Raw genomic sequence first — 20,298 nt, forward strand, 5'->3', positions numbered from 1 at the left:
ATGCGCAGCATTGTCAATTCGTGATTTGCGATAATTTACTTGTTAACAAAATCGTTCACTTCATCGTGCTTGGAATCGGGAATGTCCGAGCCGGCATCACTACTGCCGGTATCGGTCTGGGCGTCACTGGTGTTCTGTGAAGCTCCTTGTTCCCGGATGGCCGAGGCGATTTTGCCGCCTGCGGTGTTGGACAGGGATTCCCGCACGCTGTCCATGCGGTTACTAACCCCTTCTTTCGCGGCCTTCGCGGTACCTTTGCCCAGGTTGGCCGCTACATCGCTCATGTAGTTGGTCCCGGTATTCATGGCTGCGGCAAAGCTAGATGTCTTGCTGCCACCACTTCCTGCGCCAACTGAAGCGCTTTTGAAGGCTCCTTGCCCCGATGACATGTTGGCATTTGCTTGTTTGAAGGCCGCATTTAGAGCGGAAGCGCCGCCAAAGGCCTGTTTTGCACCGGCCATTGCTGCCGCACCGCCTGTTGCAACGGCAGCCCCGCCAAGCGCGGCTGCGCCCATGAGGGTGCCTGCCCCAAAGCCGCTTGGTCCGCTGATGCTGGACCCGTTGATGATGCCGGCCACCATTTGGGGGGCTTTGCTGACTAGAAGAAGCAATATGCCTGAAACAACGGCGACGATAGCAAGTTCCTTTATGTGAATGCCCTTGGAGAGATTGTGGTAGTAATCGTTAAGGATGCTATTCCCTATGCCGATAATCAGCACCATGGTCATAATGCTGGCTGCGACACCCAAGACGGTTTTGAAGTAGTTAATGGCTATGTCGCTGGTCCACTTGGAGCCACCAAAGCCCAGAAAGAAAACGCCGGCATAGAGGAGAATCCAGGAGCTGCAGAGCAAGATGATCATGTTAGCCGCAATCAGGCACATCATTGCAAGGATGACAAGCCCGAGTAACAGTGCGCAGAGTGTCTCCCCCATTCCCCAGATGCTGCTGTCGTCTATGATCCGGAAGAAGATTTTGAAGCCAATATCCATTACATTGCCTGGCCTAAACTCCGGGCCGAGGCCACTAGCTGTGCCGCCTACTTGTTGAAGGCTGAGGATGATGTCACCAGCCATTTCCGGCCCATTTAGAAGTAACCAGTAGTAAAATCCGACAAAGACGGTAAAGCGGATGAATTCCGCGAAAAACTCTCCTATATCGGCTTGACGCAAGGCCATAAAGCCGAAGGTGAAGATCATGGAAATAGCGACCAGGCACCAGAAAAGCCAGCTTGCACGGTCCGTGATAACGGTAGCCCAGGTGGCGGCATTATCCCTGAATGCACGAATGATCTGCTCCGACACATCAGAGTTGTCGATTGCAGCTTGAGCCCCGCTACTGGCCATGAACAACATGGCGGATGCCATGATTCGCAGTTGCCAGCCGTTAATCCTTTCCCAAATGCCCATGGTCGCGTGTCCTTATCCCTTTACTGAACGGTGAATCCTTCGCCGGAGCTTTTCTTAAAGGTACCTCGACGCAGGCATTTGCTAGAAAACTCTTGTTGCATTGCTCTGCTTTCCAGCTTCTTGATGTTTTCCAGCTTACAATTCGTGTCGTTCACTTCGGGCATCTTTTCCTCGAAACATCCAGAGAGAAAGATAGCCAAAGAGGCTGTCGCCACCAGAGGTAGGGTTTTTGCTGATTTCATTGTTGCTCCTTAATGTTGGTTTTTTTACAGCTTCATTTGACGGTGAACCCTTCACCGCTACTTTCTTTGAACTCGCCTTTTCTGAGGTTTTCTGAGCTGGCTTTCTGCAGGGCTTCCCGGCTGTTCTCGGCCTGCATACGGGCCACCAGGGCTTGGTTCTGCTGGGCCATCAGAGAGCGAATTTGTAGGAGTTGGGCTGACTGCTGACTGGCAAACTGATTGGCGTACTCCAGGGCAGCCAAACGGCCCGTCGGGTTTTGCGCCTGGTTCTGGAGCTGACGTAGCCGCTGGGCATCTTGCTCTAGCTGATCCTGCTGCATTTTAACGCCCACTAGGGCCTTGTCGTTGGCCGCTTTCTGGGTGGTGGTGCCGGCGGCGTACAGATCATCATAGGTGCCCCGGCACCCGTCTTCCTGGAAGCAGTTAATATTGCGGTACTCGCCCAGGTCGCCGCCGAACTTGTCCAGCCAGGCATTCAAGCTGCCAGCCTGCTGGGAATACACCTTGATGGCATCGGTCGCGTTAATGAGCTGAGTAATGGTGGAATCGGTCTGATCCCATAGATACCCATTCACGCCCGTGGTGTTCTTGATCTGGTCTTCAAGCTGCAGCAACTGCGTCCGGTACTCCTCGATCTGCTTTGACGTCTGAGCCATATTCTCAATCGAGGACAACGTGGTCTGGATGATGTTGGTCACGTCGATGGTCGCGATTCCAGCATTGGCAGAATTGAATGAGAACAAGATGAGAAGAGATGCAATAAGGGTTTTATTCATGGTTGCACAGATTTTGATCAGGTTGTCTGGATGTTATCAGAAATGGTGGTGATGTTTCTTTGAGGTTATGCACGGTATTAGGGTTTTGCTAAATGGTTAATTTTAGCCGCTAAAATTTAGCGTAGGGTTATTCGCTTTTGTTTAGCTTTATGACGCTTATTAGGGTCGGAATTCAGCATGACCTTTTGTGAATGGATGTCGGTGAAGTTGACTCCCATGGAGTTCTTTCCTGCTATTTTTGCTATTTGAGTGCGGAATGTAGGGTCACCTGATAATTCGAGGTTCTCCCCATATTTGATCTTGGCTAGAGAAAGCGTCGCAATAAGCGTCTCTTCCTTAGGCTGCGGCGGTAATATCAATTTCTCGCCATCGTCACGTACAGCTTGCCCATGAAGCTGGTAAATAATGGTGCCCTTCCTGGTGACCCCGCGGGCTCTGATTCCTGGCGTCTGGTTGTCCTTTTTGTGCTGAGGTTGGCCTATGCAATTACCCTGAGATGGCTTGGATCTCTGTGACCTAAGCACTTGCAGAGCCTCATCGTTACCCTGTTTTGCCTGCTTTCTTAGCCAGTCGTTCCAGCCTGGAAGGAGGTGTTGGTTATTGATTTTATTCCGCTCTCTAGCGTATTCCTCACGGATGCGCTTGATCTCGTTTTGAAGGGAGCGGTTGATCCGCATATAGACCAGGCGTTTTGCTGTTCGCCCTCTAGCCAAAGTTCTGAGTGATTGGCGCTTTAAGTTGGCAGAACGCCTGGCAGCGGCAATTAACTTTTCCCTTTTGTTAATTGCCCCTTTGATGGCTTGGCTTTGTAAGGCTCGCCCTTCCGATTTGGCTTTAGTGTATTCGGCGAACAATTCTGCTGAATGTGGGTCCCGATGGACTGGCTCGCCTCGATACTTAACCTCTGGTTCCGGGGCTTGTCCTTCAATGGCGCGGTAGCAGCCAAGCCTTTTCTCGAGCCTTGTTTTTGAGAAATCACGACTGACGGTGCTGGCTTTCAGAGCTATCCCTGATCCCGATTTAAATACCAGGCCCGCTCCTTGCGGTACTAGCTTAATGTCGTGTTTCGCCATGGCTTCATGGAGCTGCTGCCAGGTTTCTGATTCCTTCACCGCTTCCGTGCAGTGCTTTCGAACCCAACTCAACAGGCTTTCCTTGCCGCTCATGTTCTCCATATCTTGTGCTCGGCCCTCAGCCGGGGTGTGCTTCTTTTTGTGATTATCGCGCTGCAGGTTGTGATTTTTCTCTAGCTCCAAGCAGATGTTATCCCGAATCCTGTAGTCGCGATATGGCTCATGCATGGTCAGGCGTACGGGATGAATTTTGTTGATCGCAAGGTGGATATGAAAATTATCTGTGTCTTGGTGGGCGACACTGATGCGCTGGTGCTCGCCATAGCCAAGAGCGTTACACATATCAGTTTCTATGCTCTTCAAGACCTCTTTTTTGGGTGTCTCTCCCTCGGGAAAGGAAATAATCAGGTGATATGTTTTGTCGCCTGTAGCTCTTTGGTTGAGGCTCTGAGTCGTCTCAATCTCCAGGGCAGCCCACTCCGGGGTTTCTGAGCGGCAGTTGGTGATCGAGATGGAGCCGACCCTGAATTCCTTGCCCTGGGAATTGAGCAAATAGTTGGTCAGCCTGCTGAAGCTGCTCTTGCCGCCGTGGTTCATGGTGACCCGTTTGCTGATCATGAGAACTTTAGCCGCTAAAATTTTAGCGCGGAGGCTTTTTGGTAGAGCAGGGCCTGAATGGCTTTTGTATCCCTAAGAGCAGCCAGAATGACGCTTTCGAGTCTGGCTGAGCTGTGCCCCTCAAGTTCCAGCTTCTCGTCATTGGTGAGCCACATTTTCAGCAAGCCGCCAATTCGGCCTAAATCGGCATTGATCTTCACCAGCTCCATTACTGCTTCCTTGTCAGCTATGCCTGTTACTGGCGTACCCATTCCGACATTTCGTAAATAGGCGGAAGCGCTAAGCCCCGCGGACTTTGCCTTATTCACAATGTCACCTTTTTCATCAGGCAATACCCATACCTTAATGGGGGTGGTGCCTTTTCGAGTTGGCGATTCAGTCATCATTATCTCTTTTGGCGGTAGCCTTTGCCTCGCAGAGCAGGACCCGTTGAGCACTTGTGCGAATAAGGATTGTGAAGTGGTGCGCCGGGCTTGCCCCGGTGGGCCTACTTCACCTGTCCTGCCCTAATAAAAAAAGCTTTTAAAACGATTTATGATGCGATCCTATCGCTTTTTATTTGCTGTTTTAAAGCAAAAACAGGAGATTTTTTATTGGCTTAGTAATTTGGCGAAAGTGGGAGTAATTAATGATGCTGAAAATCACTGTAAAAGCATGTGGAAGGATAAGAGCAGTGTTCTAAAAGCAGAATAAAAGCGTTGTGGCAGCGTTTCTGGCGAGGCCATCCTTATAGCCTTATTTGAGTTTGGTTCTTCTTTCACGCTGTTTTCGCAGCTTGTTCTTGGCCCAAAGCCCGTCCCTTTGCATCTCTCGTCGCAGATCTTCAATTTCTTCTTGTGTCAGTTTTCTGGGGCCTTGATCTGATCCTGATGCTGAATTTGACGTCATGTCTTGTTCCTTTCGTCCAGTGTTCAAAAAACCTTTAGCCGCTAAAGGCTCCCCGTGCGATCAGTGTCGCTCTGTATTCATGCTAGAAGGGCTATTTGTCTTTGTCGGCTTTCCGAAGCCGCAGCCTTTCTTGCATCCTTTTGAGGTCGTGTTTTGCCTCTTCTCGAAGTGCTTCGATTTCCTGCTCGGTGAGCCGCCTTGGCCCAAGATCAGAGCGGGGTGGTGGTCTGTCGTTCATTTCCCCTCCGTTGTCACTTGTGGATGATTATACTTTAGCCGCTAAATTGACGATGGTTATCATGGGCAAAGGACTAAGACTGTTTGTCGTTTTTACGGGCCTTGCGAAGGCGAAGCTGCTCTAGCCCCCATTCGATGTCCCGCTTAGTCTCTTCCCGAAGTTCCTGGATTTCCTGCTCGGTAAGTCGTCTAGGTCCATGGTCAGGACGATATGGTGGTCTGTCGTTCATTTTTCCCTCCGCTACAGTGGTACTTGGCAGAACTCATTTTAGCCGCTAAAGGTGGGAATGTGTCAGCTGCGCTGACGGGTTGAACGCCAAGATGGGGTGTGAGAGGCGTATTCTGGCGTTGTGCGCCTTTTCTTGGCGTTGAATGGTCAGCGTAGCTGACACTTGGCGAGCCCTGTCTGTGCCTGAAAGGCGCGGACTGGGGCGCGCAGCGTAGTTATTATTAGTAATATCCTAGTACGGAATTCGATGTGATCGCTGTATACCAGTAATGGCGGGGGCTACAGTGAATTTTGTGAAGTAAGAACGTGACCGTTGGGCCGGTAAAGCGTGACTGTTTGGCCGGTAAAAAGTGACCGTTTGGCCGGTACTAGTATCGCTTTGCTAGTCGCGGACGCTTTATAGTGGCTTTGAGTGTGGTGCCGCGTCCCTGAATTGTTACTTCCCAGCCAGGCAGCCTGTTAATTTCCTCCAACGCTGCGCTAATTCGTCCCCGGCGCTTACGGTTAGTGGAGGCCTTCTCGGGAGGCCCCCAGACCTTCTCGGCAAGCCGGTCAAGCCGAATACTGTTTTGGCCGCCCTGTCGCAACCATGCCGATAGCCATGCATGGGCTATCTTTGCGGTATCACCCTCCAGTTTTTGGCGCTCTGTCAGCGATACATGCACATGCTGCCCGGACAGCGCTTCAGCAAAGCGGGGATTCAAGGCAATATGAATTTGTCCTTCAGGGGTTTTGGCGTAGGAGAGAAGCCGCATAGACCAGTCATAACCGTCCCTGCGAGCGCGGCAACCTACCATGCTGAGGCGTTCCAGGCAGCTTTCAAGCAACCCATAATTTCGTCCCTTGTCATCAAGTCTTGCTGCCTGTATTAGCGCGTAGCGGGTTGTCTTAACCACGATTGCTCGGTCCATCACTGCACTTTCTGATGGTTCGAGATCAAGCCACAATTGCTGTCCCCTTGGGTGGGCCGCTTCTGCTCCGAGCCTGGGAGCTTGACCTGCTCCATTTAGCATGCCGGCGAGCCCAATGGTGCCCAGTAAAACCGCCTGGTCACGACTATCAAGCCCTTGCCATACATTGAACTTAAGCTTTAATCCGTCATGCTCGTGTTCAATGGTCGTCCCACCAGGTCTACGGCCTCTGAAGATGGGACGGAATAGTGCGACCAGGGCCAGAGCGGGATCTTGACGAGCATGGTCCACTTCACCTCCATGGTGATTAACCAGAATAGTCATTGGCTGCTTTTGATTTATTTGTCTTTGATTTTTTGGGTGAGATGGGAAATAGCTGTACGGGGCTTAGTAGGCCGTCATCGTTTCTTTTGTACCAACGGTCATCAGGCCTAGCACCGTAATTTTGTTTGCTGACGCCAAAACGAATAAACCGCTTTCTATTTGTAGGGCAGATAGGCCTATTACCAAGTGGGGTTTCTGAGAGACTATTAGATTCACGCTCTGTCATAGGAACCATATAGCCGCACCAGCGAGCGTTGTCGATTAGTGATGATGCCCCCCGTGCTGAGTGCTGCTGATCAATATAACCGTCGCGAATGCCACTCTTGCTGCTATGGTGTAGAAAGAGGACGGCTGATCCTGCTTTTGCTGCCACGCTTTCTAGGCTTCTAAGAAGCTGAGCCATCTCACTATTACTGTTTTCATCGAGTTGATGGAAACGGCTAAGAGTGTCCAGAATTATGAGTCTGCCCCCTTCGGAATCCTGGACGATTTTTGCCCTATGTTTTTCGCTCATTACGTCGATAGATGTTCCCGCAATTGGTATTACGGATAGCCACTTGTTGGCCAGAATTCGTTCTGATCGAGAGAGGTCCTTGCCTATTGCATGGAGACGTAGTCTTAAGATATCACCTGGATCTTCGGCGGCTAGATAGATTACTTTTCTGGCTTTATCTGTGCGGAGATCTATTAAATCGGGTGCTGATCCGCCAGTGGCTACGCTAATGGCTACCTGTAATGCCCAGAAGCTTTTCCCGACTCCACCAGGTGCTATTAATGCTCCTACTGTTCCTGCTAAAAGCCCAGGCCAGACAAAATCAAGTTCTGGTGGTGTATCTTCAAAAGCAGCTTGTATGTTTAGCTTCATACAGAGCCCCGTGTATCAATCTCGTTATCTTCACTAAGAATCTGGGCAATTTCAGAAGTGCGGAAGTAAACCCTGCGGCCAATTTTTAAACGAGTTTTATTTATTCGTGTTGCCCACTCACTGCTGTTTCTTAAGCTGATTCGTAAACCCTCTGGTGAGCGATCCAGTATATTGGCGAGTTGGCTGATGCTGAGAAGCGGTCCAAAAACTTTCAAAAGTGTTTCTTCAATTGTCATGGCGTAACCTTCGGTTATTAATTTCAATTCACGCATAGGCTACGGTAGTATGATTTTAATGACATTTAGATGGTTGGTGGGTTATGGCTGATTTTGAAAAAATAAAATATTTTTGTGTGGTTGGTGAGTGCGATCCCGTTGTTAAAAATGCAATTAATGAGTTTTTTTCTGGGTGGGAGGGGTTCTCTGTTTCTTCTAGGAAAAAACCTCTTTTCTCTTTGATTCGTGATGTGATCGACGATTCGATTAAGTCATATTGGGCTTCCGTTTCGGAAGTCCAGGTACTCTATCATTATGGTTATGATAGGCCTTTCAGTGTGGTTTGTTATGAGGTCGGTTTTGATAGAATGAGTCAAATCATTCGTGACTGCGTGCGGGACATGGTGCTGGATAATGATTATTCGAAAAACCAGGTCCACATTGATACTTTGGAGTCACTTGTCTATTTATGCTACGAGTGCGCAGATAAAAGAGCATCTAAGAAAACGCGTCCAGGGGAGGGGATTAACCTTCAGAGGGGAGGGCGTTTTTGTCGATATTGCGGCAATCTCTCAGAGTTTGCGATGTATTATCAGGGGCTTTTGGATGTGGGCGACAAGAAGGCTCGTTTGAGCTCTCGCTATTGTCATGAGCATAAGCCTCGATTCCCTAGTGGTGCTTGGAATATCAAATACAAGCGGGTCAGGAACAACCAGAACGTTTTTGATTTGGAGCTAGCTCGCTTGTATAGGCAGGGAGCTAAACCAGAGTTTCCAAGCTCTGGCAGTGGTAATGATCTTATCGATAGATACTTTTTTTGCTTGATTAATCAACACATCAATCTGCCGCCAGTGCACGCCGAAATTAGAAATCTTGCTCGATGTATGGTTGACGAGAGGCTAACGGATAGGAAAAAGGAAATTGCCATTCTGATGCGTGCGGGGCTTTCCCAGGCGGATGTAGGAAGGATGCTAGGGATTAAGCCCCAAACGGTACACAAACTGGTCGCTAGCCTTTCTAGGCTGTCCCCTATTCTTCGGCTCGACAAGCCGTAGTGGCGTCTCGTGTCTTTGTTCGATGTGAATTTTCGGGCGGAGAGGGGGCTGTTTCGCGACTTCTGGTTGAAGTCGTAATAGGTCAGGTTAGATTCTTTAGCGGCTAAATTTTAGCTCTAATGCGATATTGGTATTCGTTAGTAGCTTTTATTGTCAATTCCATCAATGCCTCTCTTGTCAGGCAGTTCGCCTTGATTGTGATCAGAGAGGAAGTCTGACGGCATTGAATACTTATCCAGCATGGCAAAGAACTCACTCCAGCCATTGGGCTTGCTGCTCAAAATAATGTCACCTGTTTCCGGGTCGCGTCGGATATAAACCTCGTCGGTATCAAAACGATAACGGGCTGGCAGTCTAACTGCCTGGCTGCGGCCATTCATAAAAAGTTTGGCTGTGTCGCTCATCAGTAGGCCTCCTCCTTTCGGTTGGTACGGCCGTTCAGTAAAATCGAAGCATGCGCTTTTCCTCTCACTGAAGCGCTTGTCGCTTTGGGTATTATCGGTTTTTTATTGCACGCTTTGAGGCTATCGAATCCAGCTCATCTACCAGCTCTTCCGCTCTCAAGTGCGTGTATCGTTTTAGCATCTGCATGGACTTGTGCCCGCTGATAGCGGCTACCTGCTGATCGCTGAGCCCGCCTTCTACTAGCCGGCTTACTGCTTCGTGGCGCAGGTCGTGGAAGTGGAGCTCTTTCAATCCGATGCTTTCCTTCGCCTTTAGCCAGGGTTTGTTGAAGTTATAAGGCCTGCGTTGTCCGTCCCTGCCTGGCTCGCCAAAGAACACCAGGTCTGTATCTATGGGGCGGATGGGATTGTCCTGGGCCTCCTGCAGTATTGCCGTCGCTGTGCTTGAGAGTGGTACGGTTCGCGGTGCGGTGTTCTTGGTCTCAAGGAGGCGCACAACCCGCCGTTTAAGGTCGATCTGGTTACGCCGTAGTGTGGTGATCTCTGCCGAACGCATGCCGGTTTCCAGGGCCAGCCGTACGATCCAGCCAAGCATGGGATTGGAGTGGCTATCGACTTCAGCCAGCAGGCGCTCTTCTTCCGCCTGGCTTAGCCGGCGCTCTCGTCCAGGAGGTGGGGCAGGGCGACGAATATTTTGCACGGGGTTGGCCGGCAGACCGATTCCCCATTCCCTGATAGCGGTATTGAACATATGACCGAGCAACGCCAGGTCGAGCCTTACCGTGTTGGGGGATCGAGGTTTGGGATCAGGATTGCCCTTGGCGTCTTTGCGGTCCTGGCCTGCGAGACGTTCATCGCGATACTTGGCAATGATCTCAGGCGACAGGGCGGCGAGAGAGTATTTGCCCAGGCCTTTGATCAGTGGCTTGGAGTGCCGTAGGTCACAGGCTGCAGAAGCGGGGCGCTTGGTTGGGGAGACTTCTGCCAGGTAACGCTTGAGTGCGTCCGCCACGGTCATTCGTTCTGCGGGGGCACGTTGGATGTAGACGCCGCGCACCATTTCATCTTCGGTACGACGCGACCAATCTTCCGCATCGCGTTTGGTGCGAAAGGTCTTTGAGGTCGTGGGGAACCCGGTTTTGCGAATGACGGCTTTCCATGTGCCGGAAGGGGTTTTGACGAGTGTTGCCATAGCCTTATCGATCCCTGCTGTATTCGGCCACTGTACCGAAATTGTACCTTTGAGAGAAATCGATTGGTGCCAGGCTAAATGGCTGAGAGGGAATTGCCGCTACAGCTTTGTTATCCTTATGATTTAAAAGGAAAAAATAAAGCGTTTGGCGTAAGGAAATGGTGGGCCCACCAGGACTTGAACCTGGGACCAATCGATTATGAGTCGACTGCTCTAACCAACTGAGCTATAGGCCCGAAGAGGTCGCCGGACGCCTGAAGCAGGACGCCTGACACTTGCCTGCGTTGTCGCGCGGGCGAAGAGTATAACGTGTATTTGATTTTGGGAAAGGCTGTTTGTTTTTGTTTTGCTTGCCGGGCTGCGAAGCAGCCCGGTAGCGTCAGGCATCCGGCGTCTAGCGTCGGGCGTTCTTTACAGGTCGCCGTCCAGGAAGCTGCGCAGGTGTTCGCTGCGGCTGGGGTGACGCAACTTGCGCAGCGCCTTGGCTTCTATCTGACGGATACGTTCACGGGTCACGTCGAACTGTTTGCCCACTTCCTCAAGGGTGTGGTCCGTGTTCATGTCGATGCCGAAGCGCATGCGCAGAACTTTGGCTTCACGGGCGGTCAGGTTGGCCAGCACATCACGGGTGGCCTCTTCCAGGCCCAGTGAGGTGGCGGAGTCCACCGGGGATTCCATGTTGCCGTCTTCGATAAAGTCGCCGAGGCTGGAATCTTCATCGTCACCGATGGGGGTTTCCATGGAGATCGGCTCTTTGGCGATCTTCAGTACCTTGCGGACCTTGTCTTCCGGCATTTCCAGGCGTACGCCCAGCTCTTCCGGGGTCGGTTCGCGGCCCATTTCCTGCAGCATCTGACGCTGTACCCGGTTGATCTTGTTGATGGTCTCGATCATGTGCACCGGGATACGGATGGTGCGCGCCTGGTCGGCGATGGAGCGGGTGATAGCCTGACGAATCCACCAGGTGGCATAGGTGGAGAACTTGTAACCACGGCGGTATTCGAACTTGTCCACGGCTTTCATCAGGCCGATGTTGCCTTCCTGAATCAGGTCGAGGAATTGCAGGCCACGGTTGGTGTATTTCTTGGCGATGGAAATTACCAGACGCAGGTTGGCTTCCACCATTTCTTTCTTGGCGCGGCGGGCCTTGGCTTCGCCGATGGAGATGCGACGGTTGATTTCCTTGATGTCGCCCACGGGCAGACCAATGATGTCTTCGATGGTGCCGATCTTGCGCTGGGCACGTTGCACATCTTCTTTGACTGCGCCGAGTTTGTCGGCGATGGCTTTGCCTTTTTTGGTTTTCAGCTGGGCATCGATCCAATCCATGTTGGTTTCGTTGCCGGGGAACGCCTTAATGAAGTCTTTGCGATCCATGCCGCCGCGGCGGATGGTGGCAGACATAATCTGACGCTCGAATTTGCGCACCAGATCCAGGTTGTCACGGGCACCCACCAGCATGCCGTCGAAAATGCGCGGCACCAGTTTGAACAGGGTGAAGTGTTCGGCCAGGGCTTCCAGTGCCTTGGCGCTGGAGGCGTGGTCGCGACCATTGCGCTTGAGTGAGCGCTCGGCTTTTTCGTGCAGTTTTTTCAGCGTTTCGAAACGCTCTGCTGCCAGAACCGGATCCAGGCCGCCTTCATCTTCTTCCTCATCGTCGTCGCTGTCTTTGTCATCAGCGTCGTCGTCTTTGGCTTTTTCTTTGGCCTTGGCTTTTTCTTCTGCCGCTTTTTTGGCTTTCTCGGCAAAGGCTGGGTCCCGGTTGGCGTTGGTTGCCGCGGCGCCATCGTCGTTGGGATCCAGGTAACCGGCAATGATGTCGGTGAGCTTGCGTTCTTCGTTTTCCACGCGGGCGTATTCGTCGATCACCATGTCGACGGCGCCGGGCCAGAAGGCGAGGGCGTGCAGGACTTCACGGGTGCCTTCTTCGATGCGTTTGGCAATTTCGATTTCGCCTTCGCGGGTCAGCAGCTCCACGGTACCCATTTCGCGCATGTACATGCGCACCGGGTCAGTGGTGCGGCCGGGTTCGTTTTCTACGGAGGCGAGCACAGCAGCGGCTTCTTCAGCGGCGACTTCGTCGGTGCTGTCGGCGCTTTCATCGATCGTCAACTGATCGGCATCGGCGGCCTTTTCCACCACGGTAATGCCCATGTCGTTGATCATCTGAATGATGTCTTCCACTTGATCGGTGTCGGTAATGGAATCCGGCAAGTGGTCATTCACTTCGGCGTAGGTAAGGTAGCCCTGTTCCTTACCCAGTGCGATCAACTGCTTCAGCTGAGATTGTTGCTGCTGCTTTTGAGTCGTCATGCAATAAAGCCCGTAACGTCGTGCTGGAAGCTTGCGCTGGCCAGCGTGATGGTGGCGTGGGAAAACGGCGTATTATACCGGGATGTGGGGGCTACGGCCAGTCAATGCAACCCCGGGGGTATGGCACGGACCGGGCTAGCCGAAGGGTTTGCGGGCGTGCTGGCGCGCTTCGGCCAGGGCTTTATGCAGCGCCTGCCAGTGCGCCGGGTCGGGCATGCCGGCCTGTTCCACTTCCAGCAAGGCGGCTTCCAGCCGGGTGACTTCCAGCTGTGACAGGGCATCCAGCCAGAGCCGGGTGGCCATTTCTTCGCCCATGGGCGGCTTGAGGCTGGCCTTGAGCAGACGAGACAGAGTTTCGCCCTGCTCCAGCGCCATCAGGGCGCCAAGCAGCGCGGCGGCGCTGTGGTTTTGCCGACACAGGCCGGCTACCTGGACCAGCAGGTCGATATGCGGCAGCGGGAGGGTTTCGATGCCCTCGGGCAGCGGGTGTTGGTCAATCAGTGAGGGGTAATCCAGCAGCACCAGCACCAGGCGTTCAGCCAGGGTGAGCGGGCCTTTGCGGGCGCTGTTCTGGCGTGGGTTGGGGCGTGTGCGATTGGGGCTGCCGCCGTTGAAACCGGCATTGCCCTGGTTGCCCTCGTCCGCAAAACCGAAGTCTTCCGGGTAGGGCATGCCTGGGTCGTCCTCCGCCGGCGGATAGCCTGCGTCCTCGTAGCCGTACGCAGTGGCATCCTGGGGAGGCTCTGAGGGGGCGGCGGGTGCTGTAGGGCGAGGCGCTGCCGGGGCGGGTTTGAGCTGGATCAGCGATTCCTTGTCCAGCCGGGTAAGGCGGCTGAGCTCTTCGGTGAGCAGGGCGCGATAAACCGGGCCGGCGGGTTTGTCCAGAAACGGCAGGGCCAGCCTGGCCAGCCGGGCGCGGCCGTCCACGGTGTCCAGGTCGAGCCCTTCGGACAGGTGCCGGAACAGGTAAGTGGACAGGGCGTCGGCCTTGTCAGTAAGTGCTCGCAACGCCTCGGGGCCTTGCTGGCGCACGAGTGTGTCCGGGTCTTCGCCGTCTGGCAGGAACAGGAAACGTACTTGTTTGCCGTCATCCAGAGCCGGCAACAGGGACTCCAGCGCCCGCCAGGCGGCGCGGACGCCGGCCTTGTCGCCATCGAAACAGAGAATCACTTCGTTGACCTGACGAAACAGTTTGCGGGCGTGGTCTTCGGTGGTGGCGGTGCCCAGGGTGGCGACCACGTTGGGCACGCCGTGTTGGGTCAGTGCGATCACGTCCATGTAGCCTTCCACCACATAGAGGCGGTCGCTGCGATCGCGGCTCTGGCGCCATTCCCACAGCCCGTAAAGTTCCTGTCCCTTATGGAAAACCGGGGTTTCCGGGCTGTTCAGGTATTTCGGCTTGCCGTCGCCGAGTACCCGGCCGCCGAAGCCGATGGTGCGCCCGCGGCTATCGCGGATCGGGAAAATGATGCGGTCACGGAACTTGTCGTAGGTGCGGCCGTTATCCTCCCGGCGCACCAGTAAGCCGCCGGTGAGGGCGGTTTCCAGGCTGGTTTCGGTGAGTGACAGACCGTTGATCAAATTATCGTAACCGGGTGGTGCAAACCCGATCGCGAATTTTTTTGCTATTTCGCCGCTCAATCCCCGATTTTTAAGGTAGTTAACCGCTTTTTGCCGCTCTGGCGCCTGGCGTAACTGCTGCGCGTAGAACTTCTCGGCGCGGCTAAGCAGGTCGTAAAGCGATTGAAGGCGGTCCTTCTTTTGCCGGTCGGCGGCGGTTTCCGGCCGGGATTCGGGCACTTCCATGCCGGCGCGGCTGGCCAGTTGTTTGACTGCTTCCGGAAAGCTCAGATGCTCGTATTCCATCAGGAAGCCCACCGCATTGCCGGAGGCGCCACAACCGAAGCAGTAATAGAACTGCTTGTCTGGAGCCACGGTGAAGGAGGGCGTTTTTTCCTGGTGGAAGGGGCAACAGGCGCTGTAGTTGCGGCCGGTTTTTTTCAGCGGCACACGGGCATCAATCAGCTCTACCAGGTCGGTGCGAGCCAACAGGTCATGTGTGAAGTTTTCCGGAATGCGTGCCATATAAGGGTCTGTTAAGTGATCTCAATCGGCCTGCCGAGTCCTGGCCAGGCGTTCGCGCGCAACGGTTAAGTGGACTGATAGCAAAAAACGGCGTGGCTGGATGTGTGCCCCGTCGAACAGGTCCAGAAAATCTCTTCCGGCAGAGAAGCAATAGTAGTGTAGACAGGCCGGGTGGTTTCTGCCAGAAAGGGACGGTATTCAACCAGAAAGTTGGCCATTGTGACAGAGTTAGCGGGTCGCGGGATTGGATACCGGATTGCTGTTGTTGCGCAACAATTTATGAACGATGTTAAGACGAACATTGCTGGTAGAACGGAATTCAGACCCGAATAATGCAATAACGTCACTACAATAAGGGCGGGAGCCATGGCAGAAGGAAGTGCAGTGGCTGTTCAGGCGTATTTGAACCTGAATGGGGTCGTATGGAAGTTGATGGAGGATGGTTCTCTGGTTCCGTTGGAACCCGGAGAAGCCGTTCTTCCCGATGTCCCTTTGCTGGAGTTTCCGGACAGTAACCCGGAGGCTGATCCGGCGTCTTCTTCAAGCCAGTCCTCGCTGGCCTCCTTCTTTACCAATGTTTCCCGCGATGGTGCTGGCGAAATTCCTTCTTCCGGGTATGACACCCGTGGTGTAGCCGATGCCGGGGAGAGTTCCCGTGATGCCAAGCAGGGTCCACCCCCGGACCTGCTCCCCAACGATGCCGGCATCAGTATCCGGATTCAGGATGGCGGCGACGGTTATGTAAACCGTTTCGAGCAGGATGCGGTGGATCTGGTGGGTACTACCACCGATATTCTTGATGACACCGTGGTGGATGTGATTGTTCTGGATGCCCAGGGCGGCTCTGTCACCTTTACGGCCGTGGTGCAGGATGGCCGCTTCTCAGTGCCCGGTGCAGACCTGAGTTCACTGGCAGAAGGCCCGCTCACCGCGGTGGCCACTTACCAGGATCCTTACGGCAACCGGGTTACCGGCACCGACGACAGCATCAAGGATACGCTGGCCAGTGGTGTGGATGTGGAAGCCGCCACTGGCACTGATGATGTGGTCAACGCGGTGGAAGCGGTGGACAACACCCTCAGCGGCACCTTTGCCGATGTGCAGGCCGGTGCCGACGTGGAGGTGACCGTCAGTGGCGCCGGCCATGGGGATCTGGTCTTTACCACTACGCTGGATGCCAGCGGTCACTGGTCGATTCCCGATGTGGACCTGGATGTCTTCGACGACGGCACGCTGACGCTCACCGCCAGCACCGTGGACCAGGCCGGCAACCCGGCGACCATCACCGATACCGTAGACATGGACACCCAGGCGGCGATTACCGCCGAGTTTGTGGACGCCCAGCAGCCTGACGGGGTCGCTGCGGGAGTGGCGGAGCCGGTCTTTGCTGGCGGTTACCGTTAAATCGCTGCTTGTCGGCTTACGGCCTTCGGTCTAAGCCGACCACGGTGCATCCAGGTAGGCTGCGGTGTTTGTGCGTATCGTAGACGCAGGGAAACAGTGTTCGTCGTCAATAGACGAATAAGGGGGAGGCTTGAGTGTTATTGCTGGAGTCTGGTTCAGTCCAGTTTGGCGCGAACCTTGCCACTGGCGGCGCCCATGTCGGCACGACCCTGCAATTGCGGCTTGAGAATGCCCATCACCTTGCCCATATCCTGCATACCGGACGCACCGGTTTGCGCCATGGCGTCATCGATAAGGGAATCGATTTCGGCATCGGTGAGCTGGGTGGGGAGGAATTCCTGGAGTATCACGATTTCCGCTTCTTCGGTTTCCGCCAGTTCAGGGCGGTCCGCCTCACGGTATTGTGTGGCTGAATCCTTGCGCTGCTTGATCAGCTTGTCGAGCAACGCCAGTACACGGGCATCATCGGGCTCGATGCGCTCGTCCACTTCGATTTGCTTGATCGCTGCCAGCGCCATACGAAAAACGCCAAGACGCGCCTTTTCTTTGGCACGCATGGCGTCTTTCATGGCTGCAGTGAGCTGCTCTTTGAGCGCACTCATCAGACGTTTATACCTTAGTACAAACGTTTGCGTGCCAGTTGCTCACGCTGCAGTTTTTTAAGGTGACGCTTGACGGCTGCGGCACGCTTGCGCTTACGCTCTTGTGTGGGCTTCTCGTACTGCTCGCGACGACGCACTTCAGAGAGAATACCCGCTTTTTCACAGCCACGCTTGAAACGGCGCAGGGCCACATCAAACGGTTCGCCTTCTTTCACCTTCACCTGAGGCATGAAGAATCACCTTCCTAGAAATTAGAGTTTATGGGTTCGCCGCGGGCTCAGGTGGTCCCGGGGTGCGGCGAGGCGGGGATTCTACCTGAGTGGTGAATAAATGCAAATCCGGACGTCTGGCGCTATCATGGCGCCGCAATTTCACAGGGTTGAGCACCATGCGCGTATTGGGTATTGAATCAAGCTGCGACGAGACCGGCGTGGCCATCTATGACACCGAACAGGGCCTGCTGGGTCAGGCGCTCTATAGTCAGGTGGAGATGCATGCCCGTTATGGCGGGGTGGTGCCAGAGCTGGCCAGCCGTGACCATGTGCAGCGGGTTCTGCCGCTGGTGCGTGATGTGATGGAGCAGGCTGGTACCCACCCCGAGCAGCTGGATGGTATCGCCTATACCGCTGGTCCGGGCTTGGCTGGCGCTTTGCTGGTGGGCGCCGGCGTGGCCCGTTCACTGGCGTTCGGCTGGGATCTGCCTGCGGTGGCGGTGCATCACATGGAGGGGCACCTGTTGGCGCCGTTGCTGGAACCCAATGCGCCGGCGTTTCCGTTTGTGGCGCTGCTGGTCAGTGGCGGGCATACCCTGCTGCTGGATGCCCAGGGGCTGGGCAATTACGCCATTCTGGGGGAATCGGTGGATGATGCTGCCGGTGAAGCGTTTGACAAGGCCGCCAAGATGATGGGCCTGGGGTATCCGGGTGGGCCGCGCATTGCTGGGCTGGCCCAGCAGGGCGCGGCAGGGCGGTTTCGTTTTCCCCGCCCGATGACGGATCGCCCGGGGCTGGATATGAGCTTTTCCGGCCTGAAGACATTCACCCTGAACACCATTAACGATCTGGGTGGCAAAGAGGCCTTGAGCGAGCAGGATCGGGCCGATATTGCCCGCGCCTTCGAGGAAGCGGCGGTGGATACCCTGGTGATCAAATGCCGCCGGGCGGTGGAACAGACCGGACACAAACGGTTAGTGATGGCGGGTGGCGTGAGTGCCAACCGTTCCCTGCGGGCAAAGCTGGGTGAGCAGATGGCCAAGCGTGGTGTGGAACTGTTTTACCCGGCGCCGCAATACTGCACCGACAACGGCGCCATGATTGCCTTTGCCGGGGCGTTGCGTTTGCAGGCGGGTGAGTCTGCGGAGTTGCCGATCAAAGTGCGCCCAAGGTGGCCGCTGACTGAGCTGGCGGGGCTGTAAACCCAGTTGAAAGTTTAAAGTTCAAAGTTTAAACGCGGATTAGGCTGTCCTGCTTTGCCATGCTCTGCCCGCGATGAGGGTAATGTCGCGGGCAATGCCTGTCAAAACCCGAGGCGCGTTGACGCGCTTTTCAACTTTGAACTTTCAACTTTACACTGCGGCTCAGTCTTTCTTCCTGAACCCCAGTTCTTCCCCGCGCAGGATTTTCTGCAGGTTGCTGCGGTGCCGGGCAATCATCACCAGAGACAGGGCCAGCATGGGCCCGAAGGCCTGGGGCAGCCAGGCGAAAATACAAGCTGGCGCTACCACAAAGGCACTGAGTGAGGCGATGGAGGAGATACGGTTAAGCGCAAAGACCAGCAGCCAGGTGCTACCGGCAACCAGCCCACTGGGCCAGTGCAGGGCGAACAGCAACCCAAAAGCCGTGGCCACGCCTTTACCGCCCTGAAAGTGAAAGAATACCGGATACAGGTGGCCCAGGAAGGCGAAAGCACCGACCATTGCCGCGACAAAGGGGCCCATATCCAGATAGCGGGCCAGCACTACGGGGATCACCCCTTTGAGTACGTCGCCGAGTAGTGTGAGGGCGGCGGCGGGTTTGCCGCCGATGCGCAGCACATTGGTGGCCCCGGGGTTATTGGAGCCCTCCGTGCGCGGGTCCGGGTAGCCGAACAGCCGGCAAACCAGGATGGCACTGGAAATGGAGCCCATCAGATAGCCGGCCACGCACAATGGCAGTAACCAGAACCAGACTTCCTGTAATGTCCCTGCTTGCACCGGCTATAATCTCCCTTCGCATCGCTGTGTAATACACGGGGTGACATTGTACACAGCACGACGTTATTGCCTGCGCTGCAAGCGTAACATCTGATTACCTGAAATGGGATTCATTCGCCAGGGTGCTGTCGCCAATGAATGCCACGCCAAGAGATCGAGTATGGATATTGTTTATATCAATGATTTGAAAGTGGATACCGTGATCGGCATTTTCGACTGGGAGCGCCGTATTCGCCAGACCGTGAGCCTGGATCTGGAAATGGCGGCGGATATCCGTAAAGGCGCGGCGTCGGACCATATTGATGACGCCCTGGATTACAAGTCTATTGGCAAGCGGTTGATCGCCTTTATCGAAAGCAGTGAGTTTCAGCTGGTTGAGACTCTGGCTGAGAATGTGGCACAGCTGGTGCTCAACGAGTTCCAGGTGCCGTGGCTGAAGTTGCGGCTCAGCAAGCCGGGCGCTCTGCGTGGGGCCCGGGATGTAGGCGTGATTATTGAGCGGGGTGAGCGTCCCGATGGGTGAAGGGCTGAAGAGTGAAGCGTCTCAGGCTCAGGTATTTCTCAGCCTGGGCTCCAATATCGATCGTGAGCACAATATTCGCTCCGGACTGAATGCCCTTGCCCGGGTGTTCGCGCCATTGGCGATCAGCCCGGTGTACGAAAGCGAAGCGGTGGGGTTCGACGGCGATGCTTTTTATAACCTGGTGGTAGGGCTGCAAACGACATTGAGTGTTGGTGAGCTGACTGCCTGCCTGAAAGGCATCGAGAAGGACCATGGTCGGGTGCGGGGCGAGAAGAAGTTTGCCAGTCGAACCCTGGATATCGACATTCTTACCTACGACGATCGCGTGGGTGAGGTGGATGGCGTCCAGCTGCCCCGCGACGAAATTCTCAAACATGCTTTTGTGTTGAAGCCGCTGGTGGATCTGGCCCCGGATGCGCTGCACCCGGAAACCCAAACGTCTTATCAGGCATTGCTGAAAGCAGCAGATTTCAGTGGGCAGGATTTGTGGGTGGTGCCGTTCGAGGATAAGTAACGGCGGTTTTTATATGCCGTCTTCTCTCCCAATGAGTCCCTGCACCCCTGTGGGAAGCGGTGCAGAGCGTTTTACCGGGGTTCCCTGGTTTGCGTTGCAGCGTGTGGCGTGAAGCGTGTTGCGTCTCTCTTAAGGAACCTCTGAAAAACTCCTTGCATGCTCAGCGTGGCCTGAAGCGTGCAGCTGTTTCGTCTTGTCTTGATGGTCAGGGTGGTTCCCTTTCCGAGA

20 protein-coding genes and 1 tRNA gene are annotated in these 20,298 nt (G+C 54.6%); 5 read left to right on the plus strand and 16 right to left on the minus strand.

Translation table 11 applies throughout. The features are described from left to right. Nucleotides 1–35: 35 nt before the first annotated feature. The 8 genes from trbL to COA55_RS14660 form a co-directional block, all read right to left on the minus strand. Complete coding sequence (gene trbL, locus COA55_RS14625) at nucleotides 36–1,409, minus strand: P-type conjugative transfer protein TrbL (RefSeq protein ID WP_290502734.1); 1,374 nt, start codon at nucleotides 1,407–1,409, stop codon at nucleotides 36–38. A 20-nt stretch (nucleotides 1,410–1,429) separates the two neighbouring features. Further along, nucleotides 1,430–1,651, minus strand: a complete 222-nt coding sequence (trbK, locus tag COA55_RS14630; RefSeq protein ID WP_290502735.1) for an entry exclusion lipoprotein TrbK — start codon at nucleotides 1,649–1,651, stop codon at nucleotides 1,430–1,432. Nucleotides 1,652–1,683: 32 nt separating this feature from the next. Beyond that, the gene (gene trbJ / locus COA55_RS14635; RefSeq protein ID WP_290502736.1) at nucleotides 1,684–2,427 is read right to left on the minus strand and encodes a P-type conjugative transfer protein TrbJ; all 744 of its coding nucleotides are present in this window, start codon (nucleotides 2,425–2,427) and stop codon (nucleotides 1,684–1,686) included. Between the two features lie 116 nt (nucleotides 2,428–2,543). Continuing rightward, nucleotides 2,544–4,118, minus strand: coding sequence for a TraI/MobA(P) family conjugative relaxase (gene traI, locus COA55_RS14640; protein ID WP_290502737.1), 1,575 nt, complete (start codon nucleotides 4,116–4,118; stop codon nucleotides 2,544–2,546). 14 nt (nucleotides 4,119–4,132) lie between these two features. Further along, nucleotides 4,133–4,504: a conjugal transfer protein TraJ gene (locus tag COA55_RS14645; RefSeq protein ID WP_290502738.1), complete on the minus strand. Its 372-nt coding sequence runs from the start codon at nucleotides 4,502–4,504 to the stop codon at nucleotides 4,133–4,135. A 1,336-nt stretch (nucleotides 4,505–5,840) separates the two neighbouring features. Continuing rightward, nucleotides 5,841–6,707 (minus strand): replication protein C, IncQ-type, encoded by an 867-nt coding sequence (repC, locus tag COA55_RS14650; RefSeq protein ID WP_290502739.1) that lies wholly within the window; start codon nucleotides 6,705–6,707, stop codon nucleotides 5,841–5,843. After that, entirely contained in the window at nucleotides 6,691–7,572 is an 882-nt protein-coding gene (locus COA55_RS14655) for a helicase RepA family protein (protein WP_290502740.1), read from the minus strand. Before COA55_RS14655 ends, repC begins: the two co-directional genes overlap by 17 nt. Further along, complete coding sequence (locus COA55_RS14660) at nucleotides 7,569–7,808, minus strand: DNA-binding protein (protein ID WP_290502741.1); 240 nt, start codon at nucleotides 7,806–7,808, stop codon at nucleotides 7,569–7,571. The genes COA55_RS14655 and COA55_RS14660 overlap by 4 nt, the downstream gene beginning before the upstream one ends. 83 nt (nucleotides 7,809–7,891) lie before the next feature. On the opposite strand from COA55_RS14660, the gene COA55_RS14665 reads away from it, so the two are divergent. After that, nucleotides 7,892–8,842 carry a hypothetical protein gene (locus COA55_RS14665; RefSeq protein ID WP_290502742.1) on the plus strand — a complete coding sequence of 317 codons (951 nt, stop codon included), beginning with the start codon at nucleotides 7,892–7,894 and terminating at the stop codon, nucleotides 8,840–8,842. Nucleotides 8,843–8,979: 137 nt separating this feature from the next. Here the strand turns inward: COA55_RS14665 and COA55_RS14670 are convergent, their stop codons facing one another. The 5 genes from COA55_RS14670 to dnaG all read right to left on the minus strand — a co-directional run bounded on the left by COA55_RS14670 (nucleotide 8,980) and on the right by dnaG (nucleotide 14,836). Continuing rightward, nucleotides 8,980–9,246: an AbrB/MazE/SpoVT family DNA-binding domain-containing protein gene (locus COA55_RS14670; protein ID WP_289132215.1), complete on the minus strand. Its 267-nt coding sequence runs from the start codon at nucleotides 9,244–9,246 to the stop codon at nucleotides 8,980–8,982. A 91-nt stretch (nucleotides 9,247–9,337) separates the two neighbouring features. Continuing rightward, nucleotides 9,338–10,438, minus strand: a complete 1,101-nt coding sequence (locus COA55_RS14675) for a site-specific integrase (protein WP_290502743.1) — start codon at nucleotides 10,436–10,438, stop codon at nucleotides 9,338–9,340. A 159-nt stretch (nucleotides 10,439–10,597) separates the two neighbouring features. Then, nucleotides 10,598–10,674, minus strand: a tRNA-Ile gene (locus tag COA55_RS14680). Nucleotides 10,675–10,849: 175 nt separating this feature from the next. Next, the gene (gene rpoD, locus COA55_RS14685) at nucleotides 10,850–12,751 is read right to left on the minus strand and encodes an RNA polymerase sigma factor RpoD (RefSeq protein WP_063518872.1); all 1,902 of its coding nucleotides are present in this window, start codon (nucleotides 12,749–12,751) and stop codon (nucleotides 10,850–10,852) included. Between the two features lie 135 nt (nucleotides 12,752–12,886). Then, nucleotides 12,887–14,836, minus strand: a complete 1,950-nt coding sequence (dnaG, locus tag COA55_RS14690; protein ID WP_290502744.1) for a DNA primase — start codon at nucleotides 14,834–14,836, stop codon at nucleotides 12,887–12,889. Between the two features lie 366 nt (nucleotides 14,837–15,202). On the opposite strand from dnaG, the gene COA55_RS14695 reads away from it, so the two are divergent. Then, entirely contained in the window at nucleotides 15,203–16,240 is a 1,038-nt protein-coding gene (locus COA55_RS14695) for a hypothetical protein (RefSeq protein ID WP_290502745.1), read from the plus strand. Between the two features lie 155 nt (nucleotides 16,241–16,395). On the opposite strand, the gene COA55_RS14700 is transcribed toward COA55_RS14695, so the two are convergent. Then, a complete protein-coding gene (locus tag COA55_RS14700) occupies nucleotides 16,396–16,842 on the minus strand; it encodes a GatB/YqeY domain-containing protein (RefSeq protein ID WP_290502746.1) in 447 nt (148 codons plus the stop codon). 14 nt (nucleotides 16,843–16,856) lie between these two features. Continuing rightward, nucleotides 16,857–17,072, minus strand: a complete 216-nt coding sequence (rpsU, locus tag COA55_RS14705) for a 30S ribosomal protein S21 (RefSeq protein WP_007148705.1) — start codon at nucleotides 17,070–17,072, stop codon at nucleotides 16,857–16,859. Nucleotides 17,073–17,230: 158 nt separating this feature from the next. On the opposite strand from rpsU, the gene tsaD reads away from it, so the two are divergent. Beyond that, nucleotides 17,231–18,256, plus strand: a complete 1,026-nt coding sequence (tsaD, locus tag COA55_RS14710; protein ID WP_290502747.1) for a tRNA (adenosine(37)-N6)-threonylcarbamoyltransferase complex transferase subunit TsaD — start codon at nucleotides 17,231–17,233, stop codon at nucleotides 18,254–18,256. A 162-nt stretch (nucleotides 18,257–18,418) separates the two neighbouring features. Here the strand turns inward: tsaD and plsY are convergent, their stop codons facing one another. Continuing rightward, the gene (gene plsY / locus COA55_RS14715) at nucleotides 18,419–19,033 is read right to left on the minus strand and encodes a glycerol-3-phosphate 1-O-acyltransferase PlsY (RefSeq protein ID WP_290502748.1); all 615 of its coding nucleotides are present in this window, start codon (nucleotides 19,031–19,033) and stop codon (nucleotides 18,419–18,421) included. A gap of 160 nt (nucleotides 19,034–19,193) precedes the next feature. On the opposite strand from plsY, the gene folB reads away from it, so the two are divergent. Together folB and folK are read left to right on the plus strand one after the other, a co-directional pair. Continuing rightward, a complete protein-coding gene (gene folB, locus COA55_RS14720; RefSeq protein WP_063519278.1) occupies nucleotides 19,194–19,556 on the plus strand; it encodes a dihydroneopterin aldolase in 363 nt (120 codons plus the stop codon). Then, complete coding sequence (folK, locus tag COA55_RS14725; RefSeq protein WP_063519279.1) at nucleotides 19,549–20,070, plus strand: 2-amino-4-hydroxy-6-hydroxymethyldihydropteridine diphosphokinase; 522 nt, start codon at nucleotides 19,549–19,551, stop codon at nucleotides 20,068–20,070. The genes folB and folK overlap by 8 nt, the downstream gene beginning before the upstream one ends. Nucleotides 20,071–20,298 lie beyond the last annotated feature (228 nt).

The sequence above is a fragment of the Alcanivorax sp. genome, assembly GCF_002733835.1.
In the GTDB taxonomy this organism is placed as follows: Bacteria; Pseudomonadota; Gammaproteobacteria; order Pseudomonadales; family Alcanivoracaceae; genus Alcanivorax.